Here is a 15419-nt window from a genome sequence, read left to right as displayed (position 1 = left end):
CATCGATACCGCCTACCAGAACGGCTTTACCCCGTATGCTACGGGTTGCCAGATCATCATTGCCGACGGCCTCAAGGGCACCGACGAGGCGCTTGTTCCGGTCGAGGGCGGCGAGTACGTGCACGAGGCCAAGATCGGTCAGGCGCTCATGGATGCCGATATCGTGATCAGCCTCACCCACTTTAAGGGTCATGAGCAGGCCGGCTTTGGCGGCGCCATGAAGAACCTGGGCATGGGCGGCGGCAGCCGCGCCGGCAAGATGGAGCAGCATGCCGCCGGCAAGCCGAACGTCTCGACCGAGCACTGCGTTGGCTGCCGTGCCTGCGAAAAGATCTGCGCGCACGACGCTGTCTCGTTCAACGACACCCGCGAGCGCGAGCTTGCCAACGGCAACACCCGCACGGTGCACGTGGCCACCATCGACCACGATCGCTGCGTGGGCTGCGGTCGCTGCATTGCGGCATGCAACCAGGACTGCATCAAGCCCGGCTATGACGCCGCGGCCGACGTGCTCAACTGCAAGATCGCCGAGTACACCAAGGCCGTCGTCGACGGTCGCCCGAGCTTCCATATCTCGCTTGCCATGGATATCAGCCCCAATTGCGATTGCCATCCCGAAAACGATACGCCTATCGTCAACGACATCGGCATGTTCGCGAGCTTCGACCCGGTCGCCATCGACCAGGCCTGCGCCGATGCCGTCATGGCATCCGAGCCGCTGCCAAACACCGAGCTCACCGATAGCGCGGCCAAGATGGAGCACAACCACGAGCATCTGGAGGGCGAGCAGGCCAAGGATCCCTTCTGCATCACGCATCCCGACACCGACTGGCGCGTGTGCATCGCGCATGCCGAGAAGATCGGCCTGGGCACGAGCAAGTACGAGCTTATCGAGGTCAAGTAGCGCCTAGCTATTGGACAAAATAAGCGCCTTTGTAGCGTAAGTTGAGCAAAAGCCGCCCGTGAGCACAGCGCCCACGGGCGGCTTTTTGGAAGTGCGAGGAAAATCGAATAGCGCCGACCACAAACCGATTTTTGGCAACAAAACCCCAGACGTTGCTTTTTGCCTAAAAATACTCGTCGAGGAAGTCGTCGACCGTGTTCCAGTAGAGTTCGGGGTCGACCTGCGCGCTCTTGGCGTGGGTGGCGCCATGGACGGTGAGCTTTTGCTTGACCTTGCTGGCGCACGCGTCGTAGTTTTGGTCGAGCATGCTGTACGGCACAAAGGTGTCTTGGTCACCGTGGATAAACAGCATGGGAACCGTCGCGCGCTTGAGCTGTTCCACGCTGCTCGCCTTATGAAAGTCGTAGCCCGCGCGCACGTTGCACACCAAGTTTGCTACATCGAGCAAGGGAAAGCTGGGCAGGCCGAACACGTCCTTGAGCTGCAGAGAAAACTCGTCCCAAACACTCGTATAACCGCAGTCCTCGATAATGCATTTCACGTTTGCGGGCAGAGATTCCCCCGCGACGTTCATGGCGGTCGCCGCGCCCATGGATTCGCCAAAGACCAGGATGCGCGCCTTGGGGTCAGCCTGAACGATTCGCTCGATCCATGCGACGATGTCGAGGCGTTCGGGCCAGCCCATGCCGATATAGTCGCCGCCGGAGCGCTCGTGGGCGCGGGCGGCGGGTGCGAGTACGTTCATGCCGCGGTCGTGGAATCGCTTGACGTATCGGGCCATACCGATGGGCTCGTTGGTATATCCATGCAGGCAGACGGCGTAGTCGTGTGCGCTCTCCGACGCAGCAAAATACCAGGCGGCAAGCTCGGTCCCATCGTCCGCGGTGAGGCTGCTGCTCTCGCGGTTCTCCTTAAACCACGCCCGCGCCTCGGTATCCTCGGCATCCGGCTGCTCACCTTCTTTGTCGTTCTTGCTATCCTGCATCATCTTCATGGTGTATGGCGCGCGGGGATTCAGCGCGAAGTCAAACAGAAAGTTGCCGGCAAATCCGAGCAGCGCAACGACAACCACTAGTGCAACGATGCCGGCTATCTTGAGCTTTCGATGGGAACGTGCGTTTTGAGCCATGCGGTATTCTCCTATAAGATGTTAATACATCAACATTTAATGCAAGCGCATTATGGACGTTCGCCGTTGATGCGTCAACAGGCAAAGAATGGGTAAACAAAGGGTCACGTATGGTGCAAATTTCGCACGCACCCAGACGCTTTGATATAGTGTTGAGAACTCTTTACGTTGGAGGATGTAACCGGCATGTCCGATTCGAGCGACAGTTCTAAGCCGCGACCCAAGACCGCGGCCGTTCCACACTACACGGCGGGCGAGGAGATCATGAACTCCGTCACCCATGGTGTCGGCTGCCTGCTGGGTATCGCGGGCCTGGTGCTCCTGATCGTATTCGCCGCCCTGCGCGGCGGAGGCCCGGCCCATATGGCCGCGGCGATTGTCTATGGCGTCAGCATTATTCTCGAATATCTGGCCTCCACGCTCTACCACGCGATTCAGCCCGCTCGCGCCAAGCGCGTGTTTCGCATCATCGATCACAGCTGCATCTACCTGCTCATAGCCGGCAGCTATACGCCGTTTTGCCTCATCACGCTCGCAAACGACGGCGGCGCTGTGCTGTTCTTTGCCGTATGGGCCATCGCCATCATCGGCATCGCCCTCGAGTGCTTCCTACGCGAGCGCCAGCCGCATTGGGTAAGCGGCCTGGTCTACCTGCTGATGGGCTGGCTCGTTGTCTTTAAGCTGCCCGAACTTGTTGCGCTGCTCAACCCCGTGGCACTTGCCCTGCTCGCCGTCGGCGGCGTGTGCTACACCGCGGGCGTGCCGTTCTATATCGCCAAAAACGTGCGCTATCTGCACAGCGTGTTTCACCTGTGGGTGCTCGCCGGCAGCATCTTCCAGTTCATGGCGGTGATCCTCTTCGTAATCTAGCGACCACGCCTGCGCGCCCGCGTTCTCGTTTGGGCGCCGGTGCAATTGCCGTATCCGCCATCAACGTTTTAACCTGACGTCCCGAATCTTGGAGGTTCGAGAAACTCCCGATGGACATAACCATCTCCCTTATCACCACCCTCGTTTTGACCCTCATCAACGGCTACTTCTCTATGTCCGAGATGGCGCTCACCACGGCCAAGCGCGCCGTGTTGGAGCACGAGGCCGAGGAAGGCGACAAGCGCGCCGAGCGTGCCATTAAGCTGGCTGCCGACTCCGACCAGCTGCTCGCCACCATCCAGGTTGCCATTACGCTCGTGGGCTTCGCCTCGTCCGCCGTCGCCTCGACGAGTCTGTCCGACCCGCTCGCCACGTGGCTCATGAGCTTTGGCATCGCGCCGCTCTCCGCCATCGCGCGCGGCCTGGCGCCGGTCATCATCACCGTCGCGGTCGCCTTCGTGTCCATCGTGATCGGCGAGCTCGTCCCCAAGCGCATCGGCCTGGCCAATGCCGAGGGCGTGTCCAAGCAGGTCGTGGGACCGTTGTCGTTTTTCCAAAAGATCGCCCGTCCGCTCGTGTGGCTGACCGGCGCCTGCTCCGATGGCCTGGCCCGCATCCTGCGCATCAAGAGCGCCGACGACCGCCAAAACGTCTCGGAAGAAGAGATCAAGTACATGGTCTCGGAGCAGGACGACCTGCTCGACGAGGAAAAGCGTATGATCCACGAGATCTTTGACTTGGGCGATACCGTTGCCCGCGAGGTCATGGTGCCGCGCGTGGACACCACCATGTGCGAGGACGACGAGACGGTCGCCGACGTGCTGTCCACCATGCGCCAGACCGGCTTCAGCCGCATCCCCGTCTATCACGAGGATCCCGACAACGTCGCCGGCATTGCGCACATCAAGGACCTGATCCAACCCGCGCTCGACGGCAAGGGTGACCAGCCCATCGCCGGCTTTTTGCGCGACGCCACCTTTGTGCCCGACACCAAGGACATCCTGCCGCTACTGTCCGAGATGCAGACCTCGCACGACCAGATCGTGGTGGTCGTGGACGAGTACGGCGGCACGGCCGGCATTATCACCATCGAGGATATCGTCGAGGAGATCGTCGGCGAGATCGAGGACGAGTTCGACCCCGACAACAAGTATCTCACGCGCCTTTCGCGCCGCGAGTGGCTCGTCGATGGGCGTTTTTCGTGCGATGACGCGATTGAGCTTGGTTGGCCGCTCGAGGAAAGCGATGATTATGAGACCATCGCCGGCTGGATTTTGGAGCTTTGCGACTCGGTGCCCGACATCGGAGAGGTGTTTGAGGTCGCGGGGTACAAGTTTAAAGTGCAGTCGATGCGTGGCCAGCGCATCTCGCTCATTCGCGTGATCGCTCCGGCCGAAACCGATAAGAAGGATTCCGAGTCTTCGGCAGAGAAGCCGGCGGCGTCGGGTGCGGGCTCTGTGGATCCGCACGATGGCGACGAGTAGGGCAAGGAAGAGTAGGGGAGAGTTATGGCAGGCCTGTTCAACATCCTTAAGGTCACCGTCAGCGAGGACAAGATCTGCGCGCACGTGCTGGTGAACCCCGGCATGCCGCTCATGACCTCGGAGGATATCGAGGCTACGGCGCGCGTGTATTACCTGGTGCCGGCGATTGCCAAGCACCTGTGCCTGGGTGATTCCGGTCGCGAGTTCCAGGACTGCATGGGCCAGACCGAGCTCTGCCACCTGCTGGAGCACGTGACGGTTGAGCTCATGAACGAGACCGGTCTTGCCGGTAGCATCTCGTGCGGCCGCACGCGCGTAAGCGAGCACGACGAGCGCGTCTTTGAGGTTGAGCTTTCGTGCCCCGATGACGCGCTGGCCATTGGTGCGCTGTCGTCGGCCACCTTTATGATGGACTGGGCGTACCTGCACGCCGACCAGCCTGCCCCCGACGTGGAAGGCACGGTCGCGGGTCTGCGCAACCTGGTGTTGGGCATGCGCGCCGAGGCCGAGGGCAAGGATCCTCACGAGGCCGTCGCCGCTGCGAACGGCGAAGATGCTGCCGAGGACGAGGGCGCTGACGAGGGCGATGTGCCGGTCGACGCCGAGCTCGTTGCCGATGCGACCGCCGAGCCCGTTCCCGCCGAGCCCCAGGGCGTCCCCAACTTTGACGACGAGCCCCAGGTGGCGATTGATACCGAGGGCGCGGTTGCCGAGGACCACGAGGCCTCCGCTGCCGTCTTTGGCGGTGCTGCGACGGTTCCGGCAGGACCTGCGCATGAGGGCGGCCTGCCGCTCGTGGACGGCGCCGGCGAGGACCCGGGTGCCACGGTGGCCATGCCGGCTATGCCCCAGGAGTAGGCCTACGCGTTTATCACCATCACGTACCTGCGCCTTTGCCGTACGCAGATGAGCGGAGCGGCAAGTGATGCGCTGCGGGTATAATGGACAGCATTCAAACGGTGGGCACCGACGTGCCCGCAGGAGAGGAATGATCATGGGTAAGACTTTCAGCTTTGTCTCCGGCGCACTTTTTGGTGCCGCTGCCGGCGCTATTGTCGGCGTTGCTCTGGCCCCGCGCTCGGGCGCCGAGACCCGCGCCATGGCTGCCGATATCGCCAACGACGCCTGGGACAATATGCGCGACACCTACGAGCACAGCGCCGAGGAGGCCCGTGCTGCGGTGAATGACTTTGGCCCGATGGTCGACGCCAAGACCGACGACCTGCGCGCCAAGGTCGACCTGGCCCGCGAGCGCATGGACCAGCTGCGCGAGCAGCTCAACGACGCCATTTCGGGCGGCAACGTGACGCCTGCCGCCGACGTCGTGGTCGAGAACGCCGTCGAGGCTGATACCGAGGCTGCGGAGCCCTCGACCGAGGCATAATGCGCGCCGGGGATTTTGTCGGCGCCAAGATCTATCGCAAGCCTACTGAGGACAAGCGTACCAAAAAGGACGGCACACCGCGCAGCCCTAAAAAGCTCGGAAAGATTCACTTTCCGGTCTTTACCCCGGGCGGTACGCGCGTGGTCGGCTTTATGGTCCGCCAGTCCGATATCGCGGGTATGATCGAGCGTCCCGACCGATTCGTAGCGCTCGACGCCATTGGTGTCTACGAGGGCGCCATCGCGGTTGACGACGTCAAGGGCACCTACGATACCGCTGCGGCCAAGCGCCTCGACATCAACCTGGACGATTGCATCATCTGGGTCGGTATGGACGTGCGCACGGAATCGGGCGACGTCGTGGGCTATTGCTCGGACGTTGAGTTCAAGCCGCGCTCGGGCATCGTGCAGGCATTCTATGTGACCGCCGGTGCTGCTTCGAGTGTTTTGGTTGGTGACACGCAGGTGCCGCCGACGATGCTGCGCGGCTACGAGAACGGCGCGATGGTCGTCTCGGACGAGGTCAAGTCGCTCGGGTATTCGGGCGGTGCGGCTGCCAAGGCCGCCGAGGCCAGCGTCGTGGTGGGCGACAAGGTCAAAAAGGGCGCCAAGGTGCTCGACGACAAGGGATCGGTTGCCGTGGACAAGGGCAGTCGCGCACTGGGCAAGCAGCTCGGCAAGACGCGCGGCATGTTCAAGGCCTTTAAGGACGAATACCAAAAGGCGAGCGGAGGCTCGTCAAAAGCTACAAAATAGCGACGTACCAAATGATGGGAGGCAAGCCGGAGACCTGTTGCTCCGGCTTGCTGTGTTTATGGGGGAGGGCACATGCGCCAAAACGGATCCAACTTAAACGGGCGTTCGGGTGCGCGTCCGACGGCGCGCCGCGACCTGGGGCAGCTGCCCAGCGGTCAGCGCAAGCGTCACCGTAAGCCCGGCGCGATGTATCTCAACCATAGCCGCGGCTTTAGCGACCGCAGTGCGCGCATCGGCAACAGCCGTACGCCCCGTCGTTCGTCTCGCCTGCCCTACGCGCTCATCGCCGTGGGTTGCGCGCTCGTGCTGTTTATCGCTGCCGTCGTGGGCTACGTCAACCGCAGTGTGGACGTGGAGCTCAACGGCCAGAAGACCGCGGTGCGTGTGGGCTCTACGCTGCAGAATCTCATCGACGACCAGGAGTTGACTGACACCTACGACGCAGGCGACCTGCTGGCCGTCGATGACAGCGTGCTCAAGCGCCATGGGGGCGAAAAGCTGTCGGTGAAGGTCGACGGCAAGCGCGTGAAGCAGGGCAAATGGGATAGCCGCGAACTCGAGGGCGGCGAGAAGGTGACGGTCAAGGATGGCCGTAACACTTACGAGAAGCACGAGGTTCAGGCTACGGTTATCGAGCCCAAGCTCAAGGTCGAGGGCACGGGCGCTATCGAGTATGTGCAGACATGGGGTGTCCAGGGCCGATCCGAGGTGTGGGTTGGTGAGCGGTCAGGCAAGACGCAAGACCGCGGCGAGGTTGTGCCCGCCACCGATTGCGTTGTTGCGTGCGCCAGCGTGGCGCCCAAGGGCAACAAAAAGTACGTGGCACTGACGTTTGACGAGGGTCCGAGCGGCGCCACCAAACAGATCTTGCAGGTGCTCAAGGAAAAGGGCGTCACCGCGACGTTCTTCCTTTCGGGCGATGCGGCCGAGGCCTCGCCTGCCACGGCCAAGGCGATTGTCGACGCCGGGTGCGAGATCGGATCCAACAGCTACAGCGACGATTCGCTCAAGGGTCAGGACCGTGAGGCGGTACGCGAACAGATCACGAAAGGCACCGATGCGATTAAGTCGGCGACCGGCGTGAAGACGATGCTGCTGCGTGCTCCCTACGCTGCCTTTGACGAACAAAACTGGATTGATGCGATGGACCTGGTCTCCGCCGTGGTCTCGTGGAATATTGACTCGGGCGACTGGCTGCTCAACGGTGCCGACGAGCAGGTCTCGACGGTGCTCGATTCGGTGACGCCGGGCAATATCGTGCTGCTCACCGATAGAGACGAATGCGCCGAGCAGACGCTCGAGGCGCTGCCGCAGATTATCGACGGCCTCATTGCCGACGGCTACAAGATCGTGACGCTCAGCGACCTGGTCAAGACGGACACGTCGCTGAGCAAAAAGCTCACCTCGCTGACGAAGGTCACCATGCCCAAGGACGCCGTGTTCCCCCAACTTGCCGAGGACGACGACACCACAGAGTAGTCATTGGGTAGTCGTTTAAGAACGTCCCCAACGGCTATGTCACGGATGCGTCAGCGTTTGGTATGCCTGCAATGTGCAGCGCATAAATTCGATGCCGCAGGGCGATGCTGATGCTATAGTTACTGCGGTTAATGAGGGTCAAGAGAAAGGTTACAGGTGAAATCCAAACCTCGACCATACAGTCGATGACCCCATGCAGGTGCTTTCTGCGCATGCACGGGGTGTAAGCGTCGAGCGGCGTGCCGCCCGCGCATGCGTATACATATCCAGAAGCCCCCGGACGCCGCACGCGCGGCCGCGTCCGGGGGAATAATGATGGGGAGCACCATTGAATTATCTGAGTGAGATGCTCAAATTGCCGGTCTTGGACGTCGACGGCGAAAAGCTCGGCGTGGTCAACGATTTTGGCATTGCTACCGGCGAAGTTTTTCCGCACGTGACGTCGCTCGCGTTCCGCGGCCCCGGCAAGACGCCGTTTATGATCAGCTGGCGCAAATGGGTCGACCGTATCGACGAGACGGGCGTACACCTTAAGACGTCGGCCACCGAAATCCGTTTTTCGTACCTGCAGCCGACCGAGCTCCTGCTGGCGCGCGACGTGCTCAACAAGCAGATCGTCGACACGCAGGGCATGAAGGTCGTGCGCGTCAACGACATCAAGTTTTCCATGTCGGGCGAAAACCAGCTGCGCCTGCTGGGCGCCGAGGTCGGTGCCCGCGGTCTGCTACGCGCCATCAGCCCCGCGCTCGAGCATATCGTCGAAGGCTTTATGAAGCACCTGGGCAAGCCGCTCAGTGAGGACATCATCGCTTGGTCCTACATGGACCTGCTCGACCGCTCGACCAAGAACATTCAACTCTCGGTGTCGCACAAGACGCTCGGCGAGCTGCACCCTGCCGACATCGCCGACATTATCGAGCAGCTCGACCCGCGCCTGCGTGCGCAGGTGTTTGCGCAGCTCGATACTGCCCAGGCCGCCGAGGCCATCTCGGAGTTCGATGACGACGAGCTTATGACCGAGATGCTCGAGGGCCTGTCCGACACCGACGCATCGTCGATGCTGGCCATGATGGACCCGGACGACGCCGCCGATCTGATCGACGAGCTCGATTACGAGAAGGCCGAGAAGCTTCTGCGCCTGATGGGCGTCAAGGAGGAGAAGGCGATTCGTAACCTGCTGGGGTATGAGGACAACACCGCCGGCCGCATCATGACCTCGGAGTTTGTCTCCCTGCCCGCCACGGCGACGGTCGGTGACGCCATCGAGGCGATTCGCGAGCTCGACGAGGACTTCGAGAGCGTTTACTACGTCTATACCGAGGATCCGAGCGGCATGCTGACCGGCGTGCTTTCGCTGCGCACGCTGATCGTAGCCGACCGCGACGCCACGCTGGGTCAGCTGGCCTATCGCGACCTGGTCTATGTGTCGCCCGACGAGGACCAGGAAGACGTAACGGACGAGATGACCAAGTACGACCTGGTTGCCATCCCTGTCTGCGACGAGAACCGTCATATCCTGGGTATCGTGACCTTCGACGACGCCATGGACGTTATCGCTGAGGAGCATCAGGAGGACCTGCAGATCGCCGGTGTCGGCTCGGGCGATAGCGCGTCGGACGACTCGACGAACGTGCTCAGCTGGTTCGTGCATCGCCAGTACTGGGTTGTTGTATGGGGCATCGCGTCGTGCATCATGGCGACCGTGCTGGGAACGGCGCTCGGCTCCGCGCATCTGGTGGTGTTCCCCATGTGCGCCATGCCACTCGTACTGCTGGCGGCCTCGCGCATGGTGTCGTTCGTCAAGAACTACTTCCTGGAGTATGACGGTCACGACGACGAGCCCAAGCCGTATCTGGGGTTCTTCTTCCAGAGCACGGGCATGGGCCTGATTCTGTCACTCGTGACCTACCTGTGCGCCCAGCTGGTGCGCACCGCTGCGTTCCCCGATGCGCCCATGTTTGAGGAGCAACTCTTTACCGGGTGCTTTAATATCGCTGCCATCATTTGCCTGGTTGGCAACATGAGCGCCGTGATTTACCTGATGGTGCTGTTCTGGCGTGACGAGCATGACCTCAACACGTCGGGCACTGCCATGAACGTTATTGCCGTCATGATCTCGTGCGTAGCGTACTGCGCCGCTGCGGTGCTGCTCACCATGTCGGTCATGGGTTAGGTGGTCGCGTGCAAAATACCAAGCAAAAGTCGGGCACCAAGCAAAAGTTGACCATCGCGGCCATCTTTGGCGCTATGGGTCCCGGTCTGCTGGCGGCGCTTTCGGGCAATGACGCCGGCGGCATTGCAACGTATTCCAGCGCGGGTGCCAGCTATGGCTACAAGATGCTCTGGATGCTTCCCGTCATGACCGTGCTGCTTATCGTGACGCAGGAGACCGCGGCGCGCTGCGGATGCGTCACGGGTAAGGGCCTGGCGTCGCTCATTCGCGAGCGCTTTGGCGTGCGCAAGAGCGTGTTGGCCATGGCGGCGCTGTTGATCGCCAACACGGCGGTGACCATCTCGGAGTTCGCGGGTATCGCGAGTGGCCTTGCTCTGTTTGGCGTGCCGGCGAGCATCTCGGTGCCGCTCGTGGCGCTGCTGGTGTGGATGCTTACCATGTCGGGCAGTTTCCAGCGCATCGAGAAGATTTTGCTGCTGGTAAGCTGCGTGTTCGTGACCTACGTCGTCGCCGCGTTTATGGCCGGCCCCAACTGGGGCGAGGTCGCGGTCGACCTGGTCGTGCCTAACATTCAAAATGATCCCAACTACGTGTCGCTCGTGGTCGCAACGATCGGTACCACCATCGCGCCGTGGATGATTTTCTTGGCGCAGAACAACGTGGTCGATAAGAACGCGGGCGAGGACGATATCGTGCTGCAGCGCATCGATACCGTGAGCGGCTCGCTTGCCGCCGATGTCATTGCCGGCTTTATTATCATCACGACCGGTACGGTGTTGTTCCCGGCGGGTATTCAGATTAGCGATGCCGCCGATGCTGCCCGCGCGTTGGAGCCTATTGCGGGTCAGTGGTCCACGGTACTGTTTGCCTCGGGCCTGGTCGCGGCGAGCTTCTTGGCCGCCTGCGTGCTGCCGGGCGTTACGTCGAGCGCTATCTGTGAGGCATTTGGCTGGGAGCGCGGTGCCGACCGCAGCTGGGACGAGGCTCCGGTCTATCGCGGCATCATTACGGCCATCATCGGTATCTCTGCCGTGCTGGTGCTTATGCCCGGCGTCGATCTGTTCCAGATTATGATGACCTCGCAGGTCATCAATGGCGTGCTACTGCCCGTGGTTCTGGTGTTCCAGGTGGTTATTGCCGCTGACCGTCACATTATGGGCACTAACCGCAACGGCCGCGTGTGGAATGTGCTCACTTGGGCGACTATCGGTGTGATTACGGTGCTCACGGTCGTCATGTTTGTTCTGCAGGCGATGGGTTACAGCGCTTAGCGCCTCTTTTGGACTCCAAACAGGCCGCAGCGATGGGCTGCGGCCTGTTTTTGTCTGCTATAGGGTGTTAGTTATATGGCAGTGGGCAAAAAATGCCAAATATGAGTACTGTTGCTAAGTGAATAGCATTTACATTCAAGAAGATAATAAACATAACCTATAGTATGTTCATTAAAATTGGCTCCAATACGCCTTAAACCAGTCAGGTTGGCTGTCTTAGGGGGTTGTAGGGTTCGCTCGGACGTCATTTTGGGTGGTTTTGCCTGCTACTAAAATGGTAACAGTACTCATATTTGCCCTTTTTTGCCCACAGACCTTTGAGGGTGCGGCGAAAAGGGCTTGTTTTGATTGTTTGGGGCAGGCGCGAGGCGCGGAAACGATGTCTGGAGCGACGGAGCGGCCTGGAATTCATCCGTAGAGGTCTTCATTGGCTGCGCCAGGAGTGTCCCTAGGTACCGGCACATAAGGAACGTCCCTAACTGCCGGAGGGGGCGTCTGCCACGGCAGACGCCCCCTCCGGATGTGGGAAGTTTGCGCTGCAGGTTACTTGTCGGTGCCCAACTTGTGCGGCTTGAGAGCGAGCGCATTGACGAGCGCGTCGGTGGCAGACTTGACGGCTGCCGGCTGCGGATCGTTGACGTGATCCTCGGGGTGTACGGGCAGGTCCTTCTTGACGGCATCGTGGATCAAGTTGAGGTACTCAGTCACGCCAGTGGTCGATAGGTGCGTGCCATCGCCATCGAACAGGTCGTTGCGGTTAGCGCTGTATCCGTACCAATCGATAACGCGCACGTTCTTGTAGCGCGTAGCGGCGTTGGCGATGGCCTGGTTGGTAGAGCCAACCCACGGCTGCGGGCTGCGCGTGTTCACAAACACCACAATACGCTTATCTCCTGCATCGGCCATGATGGCGTCGATCTGGTCGTCGGTTACCAAGCCGTTGGTGCCCAGTGCAAAGACCACGATCTTGCCGGCAAGGTTCTGCTGGATATAGCCCTCAAATGTCGCACGGCCCGCATCAAACTGGCGGCCCTTTTCGGCATCGATATGGCTGTGCGGGAAAACGCCGTCAAAAGTGTCCACGGCACGCAGCGACACGGAGTCGCCGATCATAAGCAGATCGTAGGAGCCATCGGGGAAGCCGTCGTTGTCCTTGTCGGTGTCGTCGGCCGCCTGCTGGTCGGTGGGTGCGGTATTCTTGGCTTCCTTGTTCAGAACTTCGGCGCCCTCGCCGCTCAGCGCAGACGTCTCGGGCACAAAGATCAGGCCGCCCAGCGCAACGACCAACACAACGGCGCAGGCTGCGCAGACAGGGACGTGCGCGCGCACCCAGTTGGCGGGCGTGGCGGTGCCGTCGCGGAACTCGGATACGGTGCGCCCAAAGGCGCCCTTTCTAAACGGCGTCTCGATAAAGCGATATGAGCATTCGGCCACGGCGACCACCAGCAGCACCTGCAAAATGTACTGCCACCACGGTGTATCGTTGATGTTGGCGACTGGGTTCATGAGCAACAGCAGCGGATAGTGCCACAGGTAGATGCTGTACGAGCGCTTGCCAACCCACACGAGCGGCTCGGCGGACAGCGCGCGGGCAACCATTCCCTGGGGCTGCACGCAGGCGGCAATGACCATGAGCGTGAGGATCGAGCACAGCAGCGTGCCTCCGCGATACTGGAACGCGGTGTAGCCGTTGGTGAGCGCGACCATGGCGGCAAGGCCAACCAGGCCCACGACGCCCAACACATCGATGGATGCGGGCGAGGACCAAAAGCGCACGAGGGCGCTCGGCTGTGCCGGGGCGGTCTCGGCTGATTCGTCGGCCTTCTCGCCAGGCTTGCCCTCGGCGTTCTTGCCGTGCTTGGCGGCGCCGGCCAGGCGATTGAGCCCCAAACGACGAGCGAGACGCACCGGCGCCAGGTCGCGATCGGGGATAAAGGCCATCCAGGCACCCAGCAGCAGCGAGAACACACGGGTGTCGGTGCCGTAGTACACGCGGCTGGGGTCGGCGGCGGGGTTATAGAGCGCCATCATGGCGAGGGCAGATACCGCGGCAAGGCCCAGAACCACGCGGCGCGTGTTGGGCTTGCTCACATGCATGGATACCATGGCAAACAGCAGTGGCGGCCAAATTAGGTAGAACTGTTCCTCGATGGCAAGCGACCAAAAGTGCGTGAGCGGTGAGGGGTCGCCCAGGGCATTGAAGTACGAGACGTTTTGGGCAATCTGCCACCAGTTGTTGAAGAACAGCAGCGACGGCAGGATGTCGGGGCGCATCTTGGTGAGCATCACGTGGTTAAAGATGGTACACAGCGCGCAGGTCACGAACACTACCGTTACCACGGCGGGGACCAGGCGACGGATGCGGCGAATCCAGAAGCTCTTAAGGTCGATGCGGCCGGTCTTAGCGACTTCGTTGAGCAGCAAGCGCGTGATCAGATAGCCCGAAAGCACAAAGAAGATCGTGACGCCGAGCAGGCCGCCCTGAGCCCACGTGAGGTTGAGGTGATAGAGCACCACCGCGACGACGGCAAGCGTGCGCAGGCCGTCGAGCGCAGGAATGTAGCGGGACTTGGGACGAGCGGGTGCCTGCTTGTCGGTAGCGGACGAGTGTGTGGCGCCGGTGTTGGTCTTGGCTGCATGGGCGTCCTTGTTGGTGGGCGTTCGATGCGGGCTCGGGCCGCGTCGCGACTCGCCGGTGCGGCGGTCGGCGCGCGGGCGTTCGTGCGGCGCCTGGTTATCGGGCGCGCGGCGCGGTCCGCGTGGGCTCGATTGTGGGAATTGTTCCATAAAACATCATCCAATGACGAGAATAATCAGCACGTCTTCATTGTAACCGCCTGCTCCTGTGAATGCTTGCTGCCGGCGCAAGCTCAAGCGCGCGTCCACATCAAAGTGAACTAAAGTTATAGAGGCGCGAGAGCGCACGATTGACGGCCAACGGCGGGTGCAGAGCCCGCGGACGAGGAGGTTTCCATGGCAGATAGCGGCATCGTTGCGGTGTTCGGCAGCATGAACATGGACCTTTCGGTGGCGTGCGAGCGCATGCCGCGTGCGGGCGAGACCGTTGGCGGCAGCGGGTTTATCACCAACGCCGGCGGCAAAGGCGCCAACCAGGCCGTCGCTGCTGCGCGCATGGGCGCGCACACGCATATGATCGGCGCGGTCGGCTGCGACGCATTTGGCACGTCGCTCGTGGCGGGGCTCCAAGACGCCGGCGTGGACTGTGTCTTTGTAGCGCGTCGCGATGACGTGGAGACGGGAACGGCGACCATCATTCGCTGCGAGGGTGACAACCGCATCGTGCTGTCGCCGGGTGCCAACCATGCGCTCGCGGGCGAGGATGTTGCCCGCGCGCTGAGGCGTCTGGTAGCCGATGAGCTCGACGGAGACGCCAGCGATATTGCCCCGGCTGCCGGAAGCGTCTTTATCGCCCAGGGCGAATGTGACCTTGCGACGACGGCCGAGGCGCTTGTTTGCGCTCACGAGCTCGGGTTCCATACGGTCTTTAATCCGGCGCCTGCCTGCGAGTTGCCTGCGGAGGCCTGGCCTGCGGTCGACCTGGTCTGTCCCAACGAGACTGAGTGCCAGGTGCTGACGGGCATCTTGCCCGCGGATGATGCGAGCTGCGTCGCGGCGCTCAATGCCCTGCTCGCCAAGGGTGCCGGAGCTGCGGTCATCACGTTGGGCGGCGCCGGGTCGGTTACGCTCGGCGATGACGGCGAGCCGCTGCGCATGCCGGCGCTCTCGAGCACGTTGGTCGATACGACGGCCGCGGGCGATACATTTATCGGTGCGCTTGCCGCGGCTCGCCTGGAGGGCCTGCCGCTCTTTGAGTGCATGGCGGCGGGCGCTCGCGCCTCGGCGGTGACGGTGTCGCGCCTGGGCGCTCAGCAATCAATTCCCACGCGTGCGGAAGTCGAGCACAAGTTTGGTTTAGACGGTTTGGATGTAGACGGAGAAGCGGAGTAGA

12 protein-coding genes are annotated in these 15419 nt (G+C 61.7%); 10 read left to right on the top strand and 2 right to left on the bottom strand.

What is annotated here, in order from left to right; translation table 11 throughout:
* On the top strand, positions 1 to 904 hold a 904-nt coding region (locus tag ABHR76_RS02285; protein WP_346976705.1), incomplete at its 5' end, for a DUF362 domain-containing protein.
* 163 nt (positions 905 to 1067) lie between these two features.
* Here ABHR76_RS02285 and ABHR76_RS02280 read toward each other — a convergent pair.
* Entirely contained in the window at positions 1068 to 2033 is a 966-nt protein-coding gene (locus ABHR76_RS02280; RefSeq protein ID WP_138374333.1) for an alpha/beta hydrolase, read from the bottom strand.
* Positions 2034 to 2219: 186 nt separating this feature from the next.
* Here ABHR76_RS02280 and trhA point away from each other — a divergent pair, with 186 nt between their 5' ends.
* The 8 genes from trhA (at position 2220) to ABHR76_RS02240 (ending at position 11449) form a co-directional block, all read left to right on the top strand.
* Positions 2220 to 2903: a PAQR family membrane homeostasis protein TrhA gene (trhA, locus tag ABHR76_RS02275; protein WP_346976704.1), complete on the top strand. Its 684-nt coding sequence runs from the start codon at positions 2220 to 2222 to the stop codon at positions 2901 to 2903.
* A 110-nt stretch (positions 2904 to 3013) separates the two neighbouring features.
* Complete coding sequence (locus tag ABHR76_RS02270) at positions 3014 to 4387, top strand: hemolysin family protein (protein WP_006235739.1); 1374 nt, start codon at positions 3014 to 3016, stop codon at positions 4385 to 4387.
* Positions 4388 to 4411: 24 nt separating this feature from the next.
* Positions 4412 to 5245 (top strand): cyanophycin synthetase family protein, encoded by an 834-nt coding sequence (locus ABHR76_RS02265; protein ID WP_346976703.1) that lies wholly within the window; start codon positions 4412 to 4414, stop codon positions 5243 to 5245.
* A 136-nt stretch (positions 5246 to 5381) separates the two neighbouring features.
* Entirely contained in the window at positions 5382 to 5771 is a 390-nt protein-coding gene (locus ABHR76_RS02260; RefSeq protein ID WP_035136593.1) for a YtxH domain-containing protein, read from the top strand.
* Positions 5771 to 6526 carry a PRC-barrel domain containing protein gene (locus tag ABHR76_RS02255; protein WP_195361872.1) on the top strand — a complete coding sequence of 252 codons (756 nt, stop codon included), beginning with the start codon at positions 5771 to 5773 and terminating at the stop codon, positions 6524 to 6526. Before ABHR76_RS02260 ends, ABHR76_RS02255 begins: the two co-directional genes overlap by 1 nt.
* Positions 6527 to 6598: 72 nt before the next feature.
* Positions 6599 to 8005, top strand: a complete 1407-nt coding sequence (locus tag ABHR76_RS02250; RefSeq protein WP_346976702.1) for a polysaccharide deacetylase family protein — start codon at positions 6599 to 6601, stop codon at positions 8003 to 8005.
* A 328-nt stretch (positions 8006 to 8333) separates the two neighbouring features.
* A complete protein-coding gene (locus ABHR76_RS02245) occupies positions 8334 to 10178 on the top strand; it encodes a magnesium transporter (RefSeq protein WP_195361873.1) in 1845 nt (614 codons plus the stop codon).
* Between the two features lie 74 nt (positions 10179 to 10252).
* Positions 10253 to 11449: an Nramp family divalent metal transporter gene (locus tag ABHR76_RS02240; protein WP_271737788.1), complete on the top strand. Its 1197-nt coding sequence runs from the start codon at positions 10253 to 10255 to the stop codon at positions 11447 to 11449.
* A gap of 543 nt (positions 11450 to 11992) precedes the next feature.
* Here the strand turns inward: ABHR76_RS02240 and ABHR76_RS02235 are convergent.
* Positions 11993 to 14236 (bottom strand): acyltransferase family protein, encoded by a 2244-nt coding sequence (locus tag ABHR76_RS02235; RefSeq protein ID WP_346976701.1) that lies wholly within the window; start codon positions 14234 to 14236, stop codon positions 11993 to 11995.
* Between the two features lie 186 nt (positions 14237 to 14422).
* Here ABHR76_RS02235 and ABHR76_RS02230 point away from each other — a divergent pair, with 186 nt between their 5' ends.
* Positions 14423 to 15418 carry a ribokinase gene (locus tag ABHR76_RS02230; protein ID WP_346976700.1) on the top strand — a complete coding sequence of 332 codons (996 nt, stop codon included), beginning with the start codon at positions 14423 to 14425 and terminating at the stop codon, positions 15416 to 15418.
* Position 15419: the final 1 nt, after the last annotated feature.

Origin of the sequence: Collinsella aerofaciens (assembly GCF_039752985.1) — a bacterium.
Classification (GTDB): domain Bacteria; phylum Actinomycetota; class Coriobacteriia; order Coriobacteriales; family Coriobacteriaceae; genus Collinsella; species Collinsella aerofaciens_BT.
Note: the sequence above shows the minus strand (reverse complement) of the source record. Positions and strands in the feature narration are given on the sequence as shown.